The 19372-nt window shown below is 36.2% G+C and carries 17 protein-coding genes and 1 tRNA gene; 10 read left to right on the forward strand and 8 right to left on the reverse strand.

Annotated elements, in window-relative coordinates:
• The first annotated feature begins 20 nt into the window (after positions 1-20).
• The 3 genes from atpD (at position 21) to fsa (ending at position 2753) form a co-directional block, all read left to right on the forward strand.
• On the forward strand, positions 21-1448 hold the full coding sequence (gene atpD, locus OOK87_RS03300; protein WP_264688054.1) for a F0F1 ATP synthase subunit beta: 1428 nt from the start codon (positions 21-23) through the stop codon (positions 1446-1448).
• Between the two features lie 12 nt (positions 1449-1460).
• Positions 1461-1805, forward strand: coding sequence for a F0F1 ATP synthase subunit epsilon (locus OOK87_RS03305; protein ID WP_006279902.1), 345 nt, complete (start codon positions 1461-1463; stop codon positions 1803-1805).
• 306 nt (positions 1806-2111) lie between these two features.
• Positions 2112-2753: a fructose-6-phosphate aldolase gene (gene fsa, locus OOK87_RS03310; RefSeq protein ID WP_253309151.1), complete on the forward strand. Its 642-nt coding sequence runs from the start codon at positions 2112-2114 to the stop codon at positions 2751-2753.
• Positions 2754-2763: 10 nt separating this feature from the next.
• Here the strand turns inward: fsa and guaB are convergent, their stop codons facing one another.
• The gene (gene guaB, locus OOK87_RS03315; RefSeq protein WP_264688055.1) at positions 2764-4248 is read right to left on the reverse strand and encodes an IMP dehydrogenase; all 1485 of its coding nucleotides are present in this window, start codon (positions 4246-4248) and stop codon (positions 2764-2766) included.
• A 39-nt stretch (positions 4249-4287) separates the two neighbouring features.
• Positions 4288-5106, reverse strand: coding sequence for a 16S rRNA (adenine(1518)-N(6)/adenine(1519)-N(6))-dimethyltransferase RsmA (gene rsmA / locus OOK87_RS03320; RefSeq protein WP_253309945.1), 819 nt, complete (start codon positions 5104-5106; stop codon positions 4288-4290).
• A gap of 78 nt (positions 5107-5184) precedes the next feature.
• Between rsmA and OOK87_RS03325 the strand changes: the two genes are divergently transcribed.
• Both OOK87_RS03325 and OOK87_RS03330 read left to right on the forward strand, forming a co-directional pair.
• Positions 5185-5257: transfer RNA gene (locus OOK87_RS03325), tRNA-Thr, on the forward strand.
• 24 nt (positions 5258-5281) lie between these two features.
• Complete coding sequence (locus tag OOK87_RS03330) at positions 5282-6010, forward strand: triosephosphate isomerase (RefSeq protein ID WP_264688056.1); 729 nt, start codon at positions 5282-5284, stop codon at positions 6008-6010.
• A gap of 220 nt (positions 6011-6230) precedes the next feature.
• Here OOK87_RS03330 and dprA read toward each other — a convergent pair whose 3' ends face one another.
• Positions 6231-7319, reverse strand: coding sequence for a DNA-processing protein DprA (gene dprA / locus OOK87_RS03335; protein WP_264688057.1), 1089 nt, complete (start codon positions 7317-7319; stop codon positions 6231-6233).
• A gap of 61 nt (positions 7320-7380) precedes the next feature.
• On the opposite strand from dprA, the gene OOK87_RS03340 reads away from it, so the two are divergent.
• From OOK87_RS03340 to OOK87_RS03355, 4 genes are all read left to right on the forward strand, one after another.
• Positions 7381-7755: a ferredoxin family protein gene (locus OOK87_RS03340; protein ID WP_010082601.1), complete on the forward strand. Its 375-nt coding sequence runs from the start codon at positions 7381-7383 to the stop codon at positions 7753-7755.
• Positions 7756-7969: 214 nt separating this feature from the next.
• Positions 7970-8575, forward strand: coding sequence for a hypothetical protein (locus tag OOK87_RS03345; protein ID WP_253309146.1), 606 nt, complete (start codon positions 7970-7972; stop codon positions 8573-8575).
• Positions 8576-8881: 306 nt separating this feature from the next.
• Positions 8882-9901 (forward strand): D-alanine--D-alanine ligase, encoded by a 1020-nt coding sequence (locus OOK87_RS03350; protein WP_253309944.1) that lies wholly within the window; start codon positions 8882-8884, stop codon positions 9899-9901.
• Complete coding sequence (locus tag OOK87_RS03355; protein WP_253309145.1) at positions 9882-10640, forward strand: cell division protein FtsQ/DivIB; 759 nt, start codon at positions 9882-9884, stop codon at positions 10638-10640. The genes OOK87_RS03350 and OOK87_RS03355 overlap by 20 nt, the downstream gene beginning before the upstream one ends.
• 667 nt (positions 10641-11307) lie before the next feature.
• Here the strand turns inward: OOK87_RS03355 and murB are convergent.
• The 3 genes from murB to OOK87_RS03370 are packed head-to-tail and all read right to left on the reverse strand — an operon-like array spanning position 11308 to position 13316.
• Positions 11308-12195, reverse strand: a complete 888-nt coding sequence (gene murB, locus OOK87_RS03360) for a UDP-N-acetylmuramate dehydrogenase (protein ID WP_253309144.1) — start codon at positions 12193-12195, stop codon at positions 11308-11310.
• A complete protein-coding gene (hemC, locus tag OOK87_RS03365) occupies positions 12186-13064 on the reverse strand; it encodes a hydroxymethylbilane synthase (protein ID WP_264688058.1) in 879 nt (292 codons plus the stop codon). The genes murB and hemC overlap by 10 nt, the downstream gene beginning before the upstream one ends.
• A 39-nt stretch (positions 13065-13103) precedes the next feature.
• Positions 13104-13316, reverse strand: coding sequence for a hypothetical protein (locus tag OOK87_RS03370; RefSeq protein ID WP_253309142.1), 213 nt, complete (start codon positions 13314-13316; stop codon positions 13104-13106).
• Positions 13317-14205: 889 nt separating this feature from the next.
• Here OOK87_RS03370 and secD point away from each other — a divergent pair.
• Positions 14206-15723, forward strand: a complete 1518-nt coding sequence (gene secD / locus OOK87_RS03380) for a protein translocase subunit SecD (RefSeq protein WP_264688475.1) — start codon at positions 14206-14208, stop codon at positions 15721-15723.
• On the opposite strand, the gene OOK87_RS03385 is transcribed toward secD, so the two are convergent.
• Positions 15720-16505, reverse strand: a complete 786-nt coding sequence (locus OOK87_RS03385; RefSeq protein WP_253309140.1) for an enoyl-ACP reductase FabI — start codon at positions 16503-16505, stop codon at positions 15720-15722. The two genes, secD and OOK87_RS03385, sit on opposite strands and share 4 nt — an antisense overlap.
• A gap of 283 nt (positions 16506-16788) precedes the next feature.
• Complete coding sequence (locus OOK87_RS03390) at positions 16789-18582, reverse strand: reverse transcriptase/maturase family protein (RefSeq protein WP_253309139.1); 1794 nt, start codon at positions 18580-18582, stop codon at positions 16789-16791.
• Positions 18583-19372 lie beyond the last annotated feature (790 nt).

Raw genomic sequence — 19372 nt, forward strand, 5'->3', positions numbered from 1 at the left:
TGGGTGATAAAAATAAAGAGATGAATATAGGTAGAGCGATTAAGGTAACTCAAGCAGTTGTTGATATAAAATTTGAAGGTGAATTGCCTAAAATATTTAATGCTTTAAAAAGCAAACTAAAATATAAGGATAAGGAGCTGGTTTTAGAAGTTTCGCAGCATATAGGTGACAATATAGTTCGTTGTATTGCTATGGATAGCACAGATGGCATGTCAAGGGGGGATGAATTTGTTGATACAGGCGCACCAATATCAGTTCCGGTTGGGGGTTCAACTTTAGGAAGGATTTTTAATGTTGTTGGAGAGCTTATAGATGAGTGTGGTCCACTGAAGGGAAAATATAACTTAGAGCCTATACATAGAGCACCTCCAAGTTTTACTGAACAGAGAATACAGGAAGAAGTTTTAGTTACGGGAATAAAAGTTATAGATCTTCTTGCACCTTATCTTAAAGGAGGAAAAATTGGCTTATTTGGTGGAGCCGGTGTTGGTAAAACAGTCCTGATAATGGAATTAATTAATAATATAGCAAAAGCTCATAAAGGATTTTCTGTGTTTGCCGGGGTAGGGGAGAGAACGCGTGAAGGTAACGATCTTTACCACGAGATGATCACTTCAAATGTAATAAATATAAATGAGCATGAAAAATCTCAAGCTGTTTTGGTTTATGGTCAGATGAATGAGCCTCCTGGAGCAAGGGCTAGAGTTGCTTTAACAGCACTTACTATGGCAGAGTATTTTCGTGACCGTGAAAACCAAGATGTTCTATTTTTTGTGGATAATATCTTCCGTTTTACACAAGCTGGTTCTGAAATTTCTGCTTTACTTGGAAGAATACCGTCAGCTGTTGGTTATCAGCCAACCCTTGCAACTGATATGGGTGCAATGCAAGAAAGAATAGCTTCAACAACTTCTGGCTCTATTACTTCTGTGCAAGCTATATATGTTCCTGCGGACGATTTAACTGATCCAGCCCCAGCAACTACATTCTCTCATCTTGATGCCACCACAGTGTTGTCAAGGCAAATAGCTGAAATGGGAATATACCCTGCTGTTGATCCACTTGATTCAACTTCTCAGTCTTTATCTGCTGAAATCATTGGTGAAGAACATTATAAGGTAGCTTCTGAGGTGAAACGTATATTGCAAACTTATAAATCACTGCAGGATATTATCGCAATACTTGGTATGGATGAGCTATCTGATGAAGATAAAATTATTGTTGATAGGGCTCGTAAGATTCAGAAATTTCTTTCTCAACCTTTTCACGTTGCAGAAATATTTACTGGTATGCCTGGTAAATTTGTTTCACTTTCTGATACTGTTTCCAGTTTTAAAGAGATTGTTGAAGGTAAATATGATCACTTACCAGAGGCTGCTTTTTATATGGTGGGGAATATAGATGAAGCAATAAAAAAGGCTGAATTAATACAAGCTGAAGCTAAATAAAAGTTAAAGATTATGAATACTTTTAAAGTGCAATTTTTCTCTCCTGATGATCAAATTTCATTCAGTGGAGTGGTTTCTCTTTCAGTAACTGGGCTCGAAGGGGAGCTTATGATTTTAGCTCACCATGCTCCTTACTTAATTTATTTATTGCCTGGTATGATTACTGTTAAAATGAGTAACCAAACAGAAAAGAAGGTTGTAATTGATAGTGGCGTATTAGAAGTTGCAAATAATAATTGTAGCATTATAACAAGTCAAATTCAGGTTTTTGATCGTGCAATTCATGATGAGAAATCGTTTAAAAATAAGAGAATTAGTATATATTTAAGTTATCTTGATGAGAAATTTCTTTCTTAGTTATTTTAGGCAAAAAGTCGGTCTTGTCATCCAAGTAGCCCAACTTTTGTCATCCAAGTGCTTTTTTTTCTGTCATTCAGTATTCTCTTCCCTGTCATCCCAGTATTCATCTTTGTCATCCCAGTGCGTGACACTGGGATCTAGGTGTAAAAATATTTGTAAATTATGCAATGGGTAATAGATTCTAGGAGCATATAATGTTCATAATAAAAAAAAGATGGATCCCAGTGTCAGCTACTTGGATGACAAAGGAGGGCGTTTGGATGACAAGATTTTGCAAGGGTATTTTTTTTATGGGAGATTAATATGGAAATTTTTCTTGATAGCGTTGATTTAAATGAAATTAAAGAACTAAAGGAGTTCATTGACGGCATAACAACTAATCCTTCTTTAATAGCAAAGTCCGGGCGTAAAGATAAATACGAGGATTTAGTGCGTGAAATATGCTCTATTATCAAGGGGCCTGTTAGTGTTGAAGTTGTTGCAAATAACCATGCAGATATGGTTAAAGAAGGCCTTAAGTTAGCGAAAATCGCTGATAATGTTGTGGTAAAATTGCCCCTTACATATGAAGGATTAATTTCTTGTAAAAAGTTGTGGACAGAGCATAAAATACCTGTTAACATCACATTATGTTTTTCTCCTGGACAAGCACTGCTTGCCGCTAAGGCCGGTGCTTGTTTTATTTCTCCCTTTGTTGGTCGCCTTGATGATATAAGCTATGATGGCTTATCGCTAATAGAAGATATATGTACTATATATTCTAATTACGGTTTTGATACTAAAGTTCTTGTTGCATCAGTGAGAAGCCCAGCACATGTAATAGAAGCTGCAAGGCTTGGTGCTGATTCAATTACTGTGCCAGCAAAAGTACTTAGACAATTAATTAATCACCCACTTACTGACCAAGGGCTAGCAATATTTGAAAAAGACTGGGGTGCAAAATAATAAACGGTCACTACTCTGAATCGGTTGACAAATTGGACGCTTGATAAGCATAATTTGGAGCTTCTTGTGTAATGACTACATCATGAGCATGACTCTCTCTTAATCCTGATGCAGTAATAGTAACAAATTTACAATTTTTTTTCATCTCTTCTATATTCCTATTACCAGTATACCCCATTGCAGCTTGCAATCCGCCAATCAACTGATGGATTACTCCTGAAGCTGGACCTTTGAATGGAACTCTTCCTTCCACTCCTTGTGGAACTAATTTTAGTTTTGAATCTTTATCTTGAAAATAACGGCTAGCTGAACCTCGTTTCATTGCACTAATAGATCCCATTCCTCGATAGCCTTTATATGCTCTGCCCTTATACATGATAATCTCACCTGGGCTTTCGTCAGTGCCAGCAAAAATCGAACCAATCATCACAGAGTCAGCACCAGCTGCAATAGCTTTTGCAACATCTCCTGAGTATTTTACCCCACCATCAGCAATTAGTCTGACGTTTCTTGCTCTACACGTCTCTGCAACATTCTTGATTGCAGAGAATTGTGGCACACCAACACCTGTAACTATTCTGGTTGTACAGATTGATCCTGGTCCTATTCCGACCTTCACTGCATCAACACCCGCATCAATCAACGCTTCAGCAGCCTCCTTTGTTGCAATGTTTCCGCCAATTAATTGCGTATTAGGATACATCTTTTTTATTTCCCTAATGGTATTGATAACGTTTTCGGAATGACCGTGAGCAGTATCCACAACAACTACATCAACTTCTTCTCCGATCAAAGCTTCACATCTTTCTATACCATCTTTTTTACCAGTGCCAATTGCAGCGGCAACTCTGAGCCGCCCTTTACTGTCTTTACATGAATTTGGGTATCTATTGTATTTTTCAATGTCTTTAACCGTAATTAAACCTATACAACAAGAATTTTCATCTACGACCAAAAGCTTTTCTATTCTATTTTCATGCAACAATTTCATTGCTGAGGCACTATTCACTCCCTGCTCCCGCACTGTCACTAACTTATCTTTTGTCATCACTTCGGAAACTTTTACATTCATGTTCTGGTCTTCAATAAACCTCACATCTCGGTTAGTTAAAATTCCAACTAACTTGAGTTGATCGACTACAGGAATGCCAGAATAATTGTGCTCTCTCATTAATGAAATTGCTTCCGCAACTGTTTTATCCGGTGAAATCGTAATTGGGTTATACACGATCCAACTTTCATATTTTTTCACCCTTCTTACTTCTAAAACTTGTTCATCTATTGATAAATTCTTATGTATGCAACCTATCCCTCCATGTTGGGCAATAGCTATTGCAAAGCCCGATTCAGTAACAGTATCCATTGCAGAGGATATGAGAGGGATATTTAGTTCTATATTATTTGTTAAATAAGTTTTTGTATCTGCATCGCAAGGCAATATATTAGAATAGGCTGGCAAAAGAAGTATATCGTCAAACGAATAACAAGCTTCCATTTTTTCATAGGCTTTATTTAAAGCTTATACGCCAATTAATTAAATTGCAATAGGACTTTTGCAAAATAAGCATTCTACATTATTTGCCAGCAAACAAAACTGCTCAATAGTTAAGTTTTCTGGACGTTCGTTTCCACTCAATTTAGCGTTTTCAAGGACAGTTTCAGCGTGGTTCGTTATATTTTGCAAGCTATTTCTCAGCATCTTTCTTCTTTGAGCAAAAACGGCACGTGTTAATCTTGTTAAGGTTTCCAAATTTACTGCAAACTTTGGGGTAGGCAAAGGATTTACTGTAATTACTGAAGAATGTACTTTTGGCCTTGGAAAAAACTCTTTAGGTTCAATATCAAATTCCTTTTTTATATCACATAGTAACTGGCTTAGCACTGATAAGGAACCATAATCTTTAGAATTGGGTCTTGCCGTAATGCGATCTGCTACCTCTTTTTGAAACATTAATGTCAAGTTCGTAAAAAATTTTATATTATTTAACCAATTTAAAAATAACGCTACCGAGATATTGTAAGGCAAGTTAGCAATAACTTTGACTGGGCGCTCTATCAGCTCTTCTTCTATAACATGCAGTGCATCCGCTTCTATAATTCTATACTTTCCTTGATGCTCATTTAGCAGTTGGTCATGGTGTTTTACTAAATCTCTATCTTTTTCTATAGAAAGTAGAGACTTTGGATTATGCACCAATATTTCTCTTGTTAATGCACCATATCCAGGACCAATCTCAATGACGTTAAAATTCTCTAGATTGCCAGCTAAAACGACTATTCTTTTTATTATCTCACTCGATAAAATAAAATTTTGCCCTAGACTCTTTTTTGGCTTCAGTAAAAATTTTCTCATATTATTTTCATTATACAGTATTTTAAAAATCAGTTGACTAAAATCCATTGATAATTGTATATTATTAATGTGTTTAACGCCGGCTTAGCTCAATTGGTAGAGCAACTGACTTGTAATCAGTAGGTTGTCAGTTCAAGTCCGACAGCCGGCACTCTCGCCCATATAAGTAAAGTTGATGTCCTTTTTAATAGTAGCAAATTGGAAGATGAATGGAACACGGTCTTCATTTGTTGACTTTATAGGCAAACTTAATAACAAGAACAATGAGATTACTTCTAGACTAGTGATTTGTCCAACATTTACCGCATTTTCAGACAGTATAGAGTTGAGCGATAATATTAATATAGGAGCACAGAATTGCCATTATAAAAAATCTGGTTCTTACACAGGTGAAATTAGCGCAGAAATGTTAAAGGAATTAGGGTGTACTTACGTAATACTTGGGCATTCTGAAAGGGCTAACGAAACAGATAGTGAAATAAAACTTAAGTCGGAAATAGCAATAGAATCAGGCTTACACCCAATTATCTGTGTAGGTGAAAATTCAGAAGATTATAAGAATGAAAAAACAAAAGAAGTAATAGAATATCAATGCAAAAACCGTTTGCCAACACAAGGTGAATATACCGTAGCATATGAGCCAATATGGGCAATAGGCACAGGTCATGTGCCAAATAATGATGCAATTGCTGAGGTGATAGAGGTAATAAAATTGTGTACTGGTAAAAAACACATTACATATGGTGGTTCAGTCAGTTCAGAAAATATAGAAAATTTGTTAAATATTTCAAATTTATCAGGAGTTTTAATTGGCAGTGCAAGCTTAGATTTCGATCACTTTTATAAAATCATACAACAAGTTGAAAAAAAGTTTTCTCTTATCAATTCTAAAATCAGCAACTAAGAATCCTATAGCAAATGGCATCATTCCAGTGTCAAGCATATATCTGTACGAACATCTAGTAAAACGACATACTGACCTATAGCTAAAGTGACTTAGGTTTACCGATAATTTGAAAAACAAAAATTCGTCATTCCGCTACTTGTTAGCGGAATCTATGCCAAGATACCGCGGCGGTATGACGTAGGAAAACCTTTCTTGGGTTAGCTATAGCTAAAGTAATCTAGAAAATTAACGATATTTTATTCCCCGGTGAACGCTCTATTTTGTTTTCCAACTCTAGTTCTAAAAGAGCCATTAGAGCTATGTTGGCAGAAAGTCCGCTTGCTAATATAAGTTCATCTATATCAACAGGTACAGAGTTAATATGATCAACTATAACAGATTTTGCCTGTTGTAATTTTTCTTGTTTTTGGTTAACAGCATAGTGCTCAACATTAAATAGGTTTTTTTGCTGCGGAGGTAAACTAAACCTAACACTTTCTATTATGTCATCAGCGGACTCGATAAGCTTAGCACCGTTTTTAATTAAATAATTACTACCACTACAGCGTGAATCTAAAGGGAAACCAGAAACTGCAAATACCTCTCTCCCTTGATTTAAAGCAAAATCTGCTGTTATTAGAGAGCCAGAACGTTTCGATGCTTCAATCACTACAACACCCAGCGATAGACCAGATATAATTCGATTCCTTTGAGGAAAATACTGAGGCTTTGGTTTAGTAGCAAATGGAAGCTCAGTAATTACTAAACCACCGTTCCCAGTGATTTTTTTGTATAGATCAAAATTCTCTTTTGGATACACCATATCAATTCCGCTTGCTGTAACAGCAATAGTGGGATGATTTTTGTATATTACACTGTTTGCTGCGGTATCGATTCCTTTTGCAAGTCCAGAAACGATAACAAAACCAGCTTCGCTTAAATCAAGTGCTAGTTTACTGGCAAAATTTCTTCCATTCATCGAAGAGTTGCGCCCACCGATTATTGCAATTATCTCACGGCTTAATAATGATATATTACCAAACGCAGTTATTATAGGAGGACAACTAGAGATATTTCTTAAAAGATCAGGGTAATCTGGGTCACATGCGGGTATAATTTTAGCTCCAATTCTTTCTGCATTATTGATTTCTTCTCGTGCATCTTGAATGCCATACACCTTATTATTAGCCACCCTATTGAGATATTTTAGCACCTCATCTAGCGATCCATGTGTTCTTAGTATACTAAAAAACTTTATTGGTCCTATAGTTCTAGCCAAGCTTAACCATACTTCTAATTCTTTGTTGTTCAATTTATTTATCTTCATAAAAGGCTTGAATTTCTTATCAATTTAGTGTACCCAAGATAATACAAATATACAGTGTTTTATGACGCATTTTGTTACAGATAAATGCATAAAATGTAAATATACGGACTGTGTGGAAGTATGTCCCGTTGACTGCTTCTATGAAGGTAAAAACATGCTCGTGATTAACCCAGATGAATGTATTGATTGCGGAGTGTGCATACCTGAGTGTCCAGTAGATGCAATTGTAACTGATGATTCCATAAAAGATATTTTAGAATTAGATGAAGAATTACTGAGCAGCGAACAAAAAACTTTCAAGTTATTTTACGATATAAATGTAGAATACTCACAAAAATGGCCAAACATTACAGCTAAAAAGCAACCTCTCTATACTGCAGAAGAGTATAAGGAAAAAAAGGATAAAACAGCTTATTTTGATGAAAATTTAGAGTAATACTGCTGAAGAGGAAGAAACTTCTTTTATATCTTATCCTGTTTGTCTTTGGTTATTGAAAATGGTCGCATTATTTAGGTTTTTAGTAATATTTAATATTAGATTAATAATAATCTACTTGGAAACAACGAAAGATTATGTTAAATATAGAATTAACGAATTATTATATAACTTTTAGTAGGATGACAGTATTATAAAATTTAGAGGCATCAAAATGGAAAATCACGCTAAAGAGAGTATAAACCCAACAAAGCATAAAGTAGTATTACCAAACTCAAAAACAATCAATATTGAAGGAACAAAATTTAAGTATGAAATACATTACGATCAATTAGATGAGAAAGATCTCCTTACGATTGAAAAATACGCTAATTATATTTTTCATGCCTACCAAGAGAGATATGATTTAGATATGAACACAGATCATACTGTTAAAGGCTTTACATATAACAACTTAGCAAATTTGTCTGACGATGATTATGATTCTATTACCGCGGATTATCACGAATACCATTATCACAGTGAGTCTATAGCTAATGATTTGACAACAATGATTTATGTTACTCTAAATTTGTATAATGAGAAAAATTACGGCACTTCTTTCCCAAGAGGCGAATTTATAAGAGATGTAGCAGAAGAATTAAAAAACATTGGATTAGACGATAATCAAGGAGAGTTAAATACAGAAGAGAGACCTAAAACAACAATTAATCAGGAGAAACAGGAAAAAGAATTAAAGGAATCTGATCAACAAGATGTTATAACAACTACTGATCACCCGCTAGATGATTATAATCATGATTATCACTTAATAGGCTAGCAAGTAGCGCTAGCAAAAATTAATCAGGAAAAAGGGTTAGAGGGAGCAAGATGTTATCTGATCACTCGCCAGATGAATTATAGTCGTGAGAACCTGTTCATAATCTTTTGAGGATAGGTATACAGATTCCAAAATGAACGGTTCTCACAACCTTTAGTTTTTATTGCTGAAAATAATCATAATGTTAAGTTTTTAATATTATTTAATACTAAGTTAATATTAATTCATTGATAAATTTTTAGCTATAGAAGCAGGTTTTTATTGAAGATAAAAGTATCTTCTATATGCTATATAGCAAAACATAGAATGCCCATGATTCCAACTATAGCAATTTTAAGTGGTGGATTTTCTTGCGAGAGAGAAGTGTCGCTTATGAGCGGAAAAGCCGTAAAGAAGGCACTTGATAGCCTTTCATATAATGCAATAGAAATAGATGTTGACAGCAACATTGTTGAAAAGCTTAAAAAGATTAATCCGGGGCTTACTTTTATTGCTCTGCATGGACCTTATGGTGAAGATGGTTGCATTCAAGGTTTATTGGAAATCTTAGGTATAAAATATACACACTCAGGAGTTATGGCTTCTGCTGTTGCTATGAATAAAGTGATGTCAAAGCATATATTTCGATCCCTTAGTATCGACACTCCAAAAGGTTATGTAATTAGCCAAGAAGATCTACTAAAAAATAATATTAAAATCGATTATCCGTACGTCTTAAAACCAATTAACGAAGGTTCTAGCATCGGAGTGCATATTGTTTCCTCATATGAAGACCATTTAAAATTTAAAAATGACGCTATCATACTTGATGTCATTCAAGTAGCTGACACTGGAATCCAGAAAAAAGAACCAGTGTCAGCTACCTCTATGACAAGAGACTTGATGATCATAGAAGAATATGTCCCAGGAATAGAGTTACATACTGCTGTATTGCTAGATGAAGCAATTGGCACTATGGAAATACGACCAAAAAATAAATTCTATGATTATGAAGCAAAGTATACAGATGGATTTGCAGAACATATATTTCCTGCTGAAATTCCTGACAATATATATAAAATGACCTTGGAACACGCACTGAAAATTCATCAATTTTTAGGCTGTAAAACTATTTCCCGCTCAGATTTCCGTTATAATCCCAAAAATAACACTTTAAAAATGCTTGAGATTAATACACATCCTGGCTTTACTGAGTTATCGTTAGTGCCAGAAATTGCAAAATTGGCAAAAGGAATCAATTTTAATGAATTAGTTAAAATTATTATTGAAGATAGTTTGCAGCACAAAAATATTAGGGATTTAAGTCATGTTGAGCAGTATTACTAGAAGCCAAAGGAGTTTTTTGCGCAAGTGCGCTTTCGTTATTATAACTGCGCTTTTTTTTACATTAGTACTTTATAGTTCACTTGATAAAATAATAAATCGATTTAATTACTACTTTACTTGGTGTAATGAGTGCCTATCCAGTTTATTACTCAGCAATGGATTTTCAATCGATGAAGTAGTCGTGAGCGGCAACAAATTTACAAACAAAAAGGACATTCTAAGTTTGACAGATAGAACGCAACCTATCCTGTATATATCACTTTCAAAACTTGCCGGTAACATACAATCCGTAAGCAGATGGATAAAATACGTAGGAGTTCACAGAATTTTGCCCAATACCCTACATATTAATATAGATGAGCATAAACCGTTTGCTCTCTGGAAAGATAATAACAAAACCTCGGTAATTGATTTCGAAGGCAAAGTGATCGTAGATGACTATCCAGTAGATGATCTTGTTGTAATTACAGGACAAAACTCGTTATCAAACCTAGAATTTGTTAGAGATGTGTTAGAGAGTAAAACTCAATTAAGTAACCACATTTCTTCTTTTGCTTATATAGGGAATAGAAGATGGAATATCATACTTGATAACGATTCCACAGTGAAACTGCCTGAAGATAACCCTTCTAGTGCATGGGACTATTTAAACCACTTGCACAATACAACTGATTTTACTTTCAGCGATTGGAGTATTATTGATATGCGTATTACTGATAAAATTTTTGTGAAGAGGTGATCTGCTGTCATCCAAGTAGCGGGATGACGAGCTTATCGTCATGCTGCCGCGAACCGTCATACCGCCGCGGTATCTCTTAGCCGCTAACACGTAGCGGGATACTTAACCGTCATACCGCGATTCATTCGCGGTATCTCAGCCGCTAACAAGAGATCCCGCTAACACGTAGCGGGATGACGGTTGTCGTTTAGCTACAAACATTAAGAAACTTACCAAATGGAAAAAAAGGCAAAAGAAACCCCGTGGTAATTAGTGTTCACTTCCTAATCCTGCAAATTGGCGTACTATACTGTCTTAAATGACTTATAAGCGCGTTTCAGCTTATATAGGTAAAAACCTAGAAATGTTGTGAAGACATAAGGTGGACATAGTGCAAAAAATTAAAAATAAGACGCCAACTACGTTGTTTTCTTGCTGTTTAATCTGCAAAGATGAAGATAACTGAATACCTTCATTGTCATAATAAGGGGGCCGGCGAAACTTGTCAAGCAAGTTTTTTCGTTTCTATAAATCTGGATTTCAGCGTTATGCGCTGGAATAACAACGTAAGGTAAATTTTTCAACATCCCAAAATTACAGAATTTAGTCTGTTTAATTAAGTGTGAAAGGTTACGATCATGCTGAGTCATTAGGAAAGATTAGAATATACAGCAGCTATAAAAACTGTTTAATAGCCACCCAAAACCCTTATTTCCCACTCAAGTTCAACATTAAATTTATCCTTCACTGCATCTTTTACTCTGTTGCCAAGGTTTTCCAAGTCAGATGCAGTTGCATTATCGTAATTGAGCAAGAAGTTACAATGTTTCTTAGAGATTCTAGCTCCACCAATATTTAACCCTAGGCAGCCAGATTTATCAATTAACTCCCATGCTCGGTAGTTTTTTGGATTTTTGAATATGCACCCAGCAGTTTTTCCTCTTATTGGCTGGCTTTTATTTTTTTTCTCAACAATTTCTTTTAACCTTTGCAATATAAGCTCATGCTCTGAGTTTACTCCTTTAAACTCAGCTTCAACAAAAATCCAATTTCCTTTTAAGCTATGTCCACGATAAAAATATCCCATTTCTTTGCTGGAGAACTCATATAGGTTTCCATCCTCTAGGTTCACTGCTTTTATGGATTGTACAACGCTTGCGATGTCACTACCATACGCACCTGCATTCATTTCTATTCCGCCACCAACTGTTCCTGGAATTCCAACTAGAAACTCGAGTCCACTAATTTGTTGCTCTCCTGCAAAGTAAGCAAGGTTCCTGAGCAGCGCAGCACCACCTGCAACAATGGAGTTGTTACCCTTACTTTTAATATATGCAAACTCCTTACCTAATTTTATTGTTATTCCTCGAATGCCACTATCTCGTACTATTATGTTGGATGTTGCACCAATAACGCTAACTGGCAGTTCAGTATTTTTAATCAAGTATGTTAAATCTTCAATATCACATGGTTTAAATAACACATCAGCTCGTCCACCGACGTTTAACCATGTCGCTTTAGACATTAAGATGTCATAACGATAGATTCCACGTACTTTAGGTAAGCTTATAAGCATTTTGATTTCAACTCTAGTCCTGCATCCATACCCATTTTCTCCGCATCTTCTATAAATGAAGTGCGCTCAGTGAAGTATATATTTTTTCCACTTGCTAACATACAACAAAGGTGTAGCATATTTTCGTTCACATATTCAGCCAAAGCTGCAAGTGGTGTAAAACATGAACCATTCACTGTCTTCATAAAACTGCGCTCTGATTTCACTCTTATAAAAGACATATTATTATTAATTTTCTCTACAAGATCGATAATTTTTACATCATTCCTTCTACATTGAATACAAATCGCTCCCTGTCCCACTGCACTTAACATAACTTTTGGTGGCAATACCTCTGTAATTAAGTGATTCTTTTCTAATCTTATGAGTCCTGCTTCAGCTAGAATTATTCCATCAAAACTTTGATTTTGCAATCTAGTTGTTACATTTCCACGTAGCGATATTATATTTAGATCTGGTCTAACATTTAACAACTGAACTTTTCTTCTTATTGAAGAAGTGGCAATAGTAGCCTGCTGTGGCAAAGACTCAAGGCTATTGTGTTTATGAGAAATAAACGCATCGCATGGACTTAGCCTTTCTAAAACACAAGGAATTGTTAAACCCCCTGAGAAAAACGCAGGCACATCCTTTAGCGAATGAACTGCCATATCTATATTATTTTCGAGCAATTCAGCCTCAATTTCTTTAATGAATAATCCTTTACCTCCTATTTCAGCAAGATTTGCGTTTGCATACTTATCTCCAGAAGTTTTTATCTTAACAATTTCAATAGATAAGTTAGGAAAAGAGTCCAGCAACTTTTGTTTTGCTTCCAAAGCCTGGGCAACTGCAAGCTTGCTTCCTCTGGTACCTATTTTGACTAGCATATGTATGACTGTTTGAATACCAAACCTTAACCTAATTAATTATTTAAACACTTTGGTAGCGTGTATCGCATGAACTTCGGTTACCATCTCTCTGATGTCATCCGAGTAGCTGACTACTTGGATCGAGTTTAATTCATCATATGAGCCTTTGCATTTATTGTACTTTAACTTAAAACCAAAAGCAACTTTGCCTTTACAAAATAATAACCTTTTATATGCATAAATAAGCTTACTGGATTCTAGTACTTGCATGACAGCAGTCCTACGTCATACCGCCGCGGTATCTCACATAGATCCCGCTAACAAGCAGCGGGATGACGATTGTCAGGGTGTCATCCAAGTAGCCTCTTTCTTGTCATCCCAGTGCCCAGACACTGGGATCCAGAAAACTTAATTTTAACCAAGTGGCTGCATAATAAAGACTGGATCCCAGACTGGAATGACACCCTACTTAACCGTCATACCGCGATTCATTCGCGGTATCTCAGCCGCTAACAAGAGATCCCGCTAACACGTAGCGGGATGACGAATTACTATCTACACCGTCATACCGCCGCGGTATCTCTTAGCCGCTAACACGTAGCGGGATGACGGTTGTCGTTTAGCCATAAATATTTAAGAAATTTACCAAACGAAAAAAAAGGCAAAAGAAGCCCTAGCCATTGTCTACTTTCAGTATTGGCGTTTTTTAAGTCTTAAACACTGCAATTTAGCTGCTTTTAAGTGCAACTAACCTTAACTAAAATGTTTAAGAAATTTACTAAGCAGAAAAAAAGGCAAAAGAAACCCCGTGGTAATTAGTGTTCACTCTCTAATCCTGCAAATTGGCGTACTATACTGTCTTAAACGACTTATAAGCGCGTTTCAGCTTGTGTGGGTAAAAACCTAGAAATGTTGTGAAGACATAAGGTGCACATAGTGCAAAAAATTAAAAATAAGACGCCAACTACGTTGTTTTCTTGCTGTTTAATCTGCACAGATGAAGATAACTGAATACCTTCAGTACCATGATAAGGGGGCTGGCGGAGTGTGTCAAGGAAGTTTTTTTGTTTTTATAGCTACTTGGATAGGTTATTTGGGCAATAGAGAATTTTACAAAAATCTATTTTTAACTTACACTGCAATTTTAAACCTACAACTTATGTACAACAGGCTTATAGTCAAATCTTTTTCAGTATTATGCATCTGTTTATTTGCTTTATACATAACACTGCCAAATTTCTTTGATAATAAGCTTTTTATTTCGAAAAAAAGAATAAACTTAGGCCTTGACCTGAAAGGAGGGGCATCTTTGCTTCTAAACATAGACTTAGACTTCTATTTTAAGGAAAAGCTAGGCATGCTAGCAGGTGAGATAAAAGAGACATTGCTAACAAAAAATATTGAATCTAACGTACAAAATAGCGAACAAGTAATTGTAACTTTAAATAATATTGATGATTATAAAAAAGCATCTGTGTTGATTAATGCGATAAATCCAAATTTAGAGCTAAATAGAAAAGATTCTTCAATTCTCATTTCGTATAAACCCCATTATAAAAATTCTTTGATCAGTGAAGTAGCTGCAGAATCAATAAAAAATGTCCAGCGCCGTTTGGACAAACTTGGCACAAAGGAAGTCAGCGTTCAAAAACAAGGGCAGAATAAAATATTAGTGCAGGTGCCTGGAGTAGAAGACACCGAGCAGATAAAATCTCTGCTTGGCAAAACTGCTAAGCTAGCTTTTCATTTGGCAAACACTAACATAGCCAAGGTGCAGGATATAGATCACGAAACTACTGTCATGCTCAAGGATTCTTTAGGTAATTCTTATCCAATATTCCGCAAAACTGAAATAGGTGGCGATTCGCTGGTTAACGCATCAGTTAGATTTGGTCACTTAGGTAAACCAACAGTGCATTTTAAATTTGACAGCATAGCGAGTAAAAGATTCGCGAAAATCACTAAAGAAAATGTGGGAAAACCTTTTGCAATTGTTCTGGATAACACAGTCTTAACAGTACCTACAATACGTGAGCCAATTTTAAATGGAGAGGGAGAAATTAGCGGTAATTTCACTGAAAAACAAGCAAGCGAACTTGCAATACTTTTAAAATCTGGAGCACTGCCAGCACCACTTAAAATAATTGAAGAAAAAAACATTGGCCCAAGCCTTGGAGAAGAATCAATAAAGGCAGGGGAAATGGCAGCAACAATCTCTATTATAGCCGTGGCTTTATTTATAATTATCACTTACGGCAAATTAGGTATATTAGCTTCTGTTGCGCTTTTTTCTAATGTAATTCTTATATTATCAATTCTCACTCTGCTTGAAGCAACTCTAACTTTACCTGGAATTGCAGGTATTGCACTCACTGTCGGTATGGCGGTGGATGCAAATGTTTTAATATTTGAGCGAATTCGCGAGGAAATCAAATCTGGCAAGAGAGTGGAACGTGCTATTGAAGAAGGGTTTAAAAACGCTATAAAGACAATACTGGATTCAAATATCACAACACTCATTGCTGCAGGAATAATGTTCATTATTGGCAGCGGAGCAATTAGAGGCTTTTCTGTCACTTTATCAATAGGAATTTTATGTTCGATGTTTTCTGCAATCACAGTCACAAAACTCCTGATAGAGTTGTGTATGAACCCGAAGGAACTAGTGCTTTGTTAGTCAACCACCTTCATTCCCACAACGTTATATCCTGAATCGACGTGCAAAATTTCTCCAGTAGTGCCACTACTTAAGTCGCTTAATAAGTATAACGCTGCCTTGCCAACATCCTCTATTGTAACATTGCGTCTAAGCGGAGAATTATTTCTATTCCATTCTGATATGAAGTGAAAATCGCTTATTCCAGAAGATGCTAAAGTTCTGATTGGACCAGCGGAAATTGCATTTACTCTGATATTTTGTGGCCCGAGATCACATGCTATATATTTTACACTTGCTTCAAGTGCTGCTTTACATAAACCCATAACGTTATAATTTGGCATAACTTTTTCAGCGCCATAATAAGATAAAGTAAGTAAACTACCACCACCTGACATCATTTTTTCAGCTCTTTGCGCTAAAGCAGTGAAAGAATAGCACGATATATGCATTGCATTGAGGAAGTTATTCAGTGAAGTATTGACATATTTACCATCTAACTCATTTTTATCGGAGAATGCTATTGCATGCACCAAAAAGTCAAGAGTACCCCATTTTTTCTCTATTATTTCAAAAGCGTTATCTATGATTTTTTCATTTGAAACGTCACAGTGTAATATTAGCTCCACATTTAATTCATCTGCTATTGGTGATAGTTTTTCTTTTATTATTTCATTCTGGTAGGTGATTGCAAGTTCTGCCCCGTGCTCTGAGAGAGCTTTTGCTATACCGCATGCTATCGATCTCTTATTTGTTATTCCAGTTATTAACCCCTTTTTGCCTTGTAATAGACTTGTCATCATAGAACTATCTGTTTTTTATAATTTGGAGTATTAACTAGATAAAGTCAATTATGTTTTAAAACATTTTTTGCAGTAACTTGAAGTCTAATACCACTGTTAACAAAAAGGCAGCGATGAGAGTTTCTATAGGGAGAGTAGACCAGCGGACCTTCCCCGCCAGCCTCTCACAGAACCCTACGTGAGGTAGAGTGGGCAGCCAGCGAGTTACTTGTTAAGTACTTTTCCAACAACCCCTCTCCGAACCACGCATGATAGTTTCCGTATCACGTGGCTCTCCAATAATCTAACGTTTTAAGGAGTCACCATCATATTTTCCATATTGGATTTTCTTATGGCATTCATGACAAACAACAAGAGTCTTCCTCTGTCGTTCAATCATTCTCTTTTTCCATTTCGGTAGCTCAGTATTACGTTTACCTAGCAAATCAGCAAGTTTACGTACGTGATGTACTTCAATCTGCTCTTGTGATTTACATAATTCACAAGTTTGTGCCAATAGTCTTTGCTCTATTTCACTACGCTTATTCCATATTGGTATAAGGTTATCACTTATACTTACCCATTTATTCCATTTTAGTGACACAGCACCAAAGTGTGTAATTAATGGTATCTTTGATGGTAAACGATCTACTCTGACTTGGATGACTTTTCGTTTTTCACCTTCGTCGTTTTCAATCATTGCACCAAATTTTCTATAAATTTTCCTGCAAGTTGTTTTGTATTTAGATGCTAAAGTCTTTACTAATGATACTTCCATCACATACTTCAAATAACTTAGTGTGTGAAGGTTGTAGGCCATTTTGTAATATTGTACAATTCCTCGATATTCAGTTTGATACTGAGCAACAATACTGTAAGCTGTATCAAGTGTACGTTGAGGTAAATGTATAGGCTTTCCACAACGCATATATTCAGAACACTTTTTCTGCTTTATATGATGTGGTACACGTAACCCAATACTACCGTTAATACATCGTTGTGTCCGATGATCATGTTTATCATCTGCATGCAAGACGTGTATTTTATAACCTAAAAAATTGGCTTTGCTATCACACGCGTGTGTAATAAGCGTTTTATCTTCATTAAGCATAAGTTTGAGCTCCTCATTGAGGAATTTAGCAATCTCATTTTTAATTTGTTCAGCTTCATTTTTTGGTCCTGCAAACCCTACCAGAATATCATCAGCATACCTAACATACCAAAGACGTCGATAATTTAGATCACAAGAATCCTTAGATGGCATACCCTGCACTAATTGACGCAGTTGTTTTGCTTGATCCCAGTTCCCTTGTTTTCTCATCATCGATACTTGCATGGTTAACCTTAAATATTTTGGATTTGTCTTTCTTCGCTTACCTCGGTTATTTGCTGGTATTAGTATATGTTCCACATGTTTATCTAACCGATCGAGTAATATGTTACTCAAAATTGGACCAATAATAGAACCTTGTGGTACCCCACTATGACTCTTATTGTACTTCCAATTTTCCATATATCCTGCTTTTAGCAGTCGATTGATTAGCTGAATAAAACGGTTATCTTGGAAGCTTTCACTCAGTATTTTCAACAACATAGTATGATCAATTGAGTCATAACATGCACTGAGATCTCCCTCTATAAACCATTTTGTACCTCTGCCTTTTTGCATTACTGCTCTTAATGCAGTGTGGCATCCACGCTTTGGTCGAAATCCATGTGAACATTCACTAAATTTAGGCTCATAGTAGGCTTCCAATATTAATCGGATTACTTCTTGAAGTAACTTATTTGACCATGTTGGCAATCCTAACGGCCTGCGTTTACCACTCTTCTTTAAAATATAGATACGTTTTACTGGTGTCCACCGATATCGCTCATAGCGTAAATCCTCTATGATTTTATCGATTTTCTCCAAAGACATACCATCAACTGTTTCAGTTGTCACACCTTCTGTCATAGCACCTTTATTACGACAAAGTTTGCCATACGCTCGAAGGTAAAGATCACGCTGATAAAGTAGGCGATATACGTTTTTAACCGGCAAATTTCTTTGTCCACGTTCACGTATAATGTTAAGTATTGTTTCAGCTTTCCGCATCTTGCGTACCTCCCAATTTCAACATTCAATTATCTGTCACCCTTTGCCCTGTATGTGGCTTTCCCACGCTCCCCGGTGATTCGTTACTTTCACGACTACTACGATGACTCCGTAACCATAGAACTCGCGTTCCTTAGGTCATCCCATGTTCCGTCACTAAGAACTGTTCTAGATCAACTTAGGTTTTCCATTCATCCTCTTAAATAAGTTCACTACTTATCGTTCTACAGCCAGAATGTCACACAAACGAAAGTTTAATCTGTGCTTACCGTAGACATGGGGTTTTAAATGCGATACCCATGGATGTGAAGTCCCACCCCTGAAGATTAGAATTCAAGCAGTTTAGCTTTAACCATATTGATCAGGTGTTGCAAGCCGTTATCTTACACATCTTCAGATAACTCTCGCTTTACATACATGCTCTTGTCCTCCTTCCCTTTCGGGTTAAAGTTAGTTGTTCACCTCGAGGCCATTTATTCTGAACCCCGCTTAGCTCTGCTAAGTATTTCTTAATGCGTACCACGGCGCACCCTCTCGACTCACACAGCTCCCATTATTCGGCCCTTGCTACTAATTATAGCATAATCAAGGACTCTGTTTTAATCAATTGCTCATCCCATTTCTGGTTGACAAAACAATTAAAACTAAATCCCTTCGCTCCATTTCCATTACAGAGACTTCTTCACTACTACGCGCCCCTGTTTTTCGCATCGGTACTCTCACCCTTGGAGTTTAGCTCCTTGGATTTCTCCCTTATCATCGAAACGACAGGTTCCCGCAGTTCCACGCA

The sequence above is a fragment of the Wolbachia endosymbiont (group A) of Sympetrum striolatum genome (assembly GCF_947250715.1).
Taxonomy (GTDB): domain Bacteria; phylum Pseudomonadota; class Alphaproteobacteria; order Rickettsiales; family Anaplasmataceae; genus Wolbachia.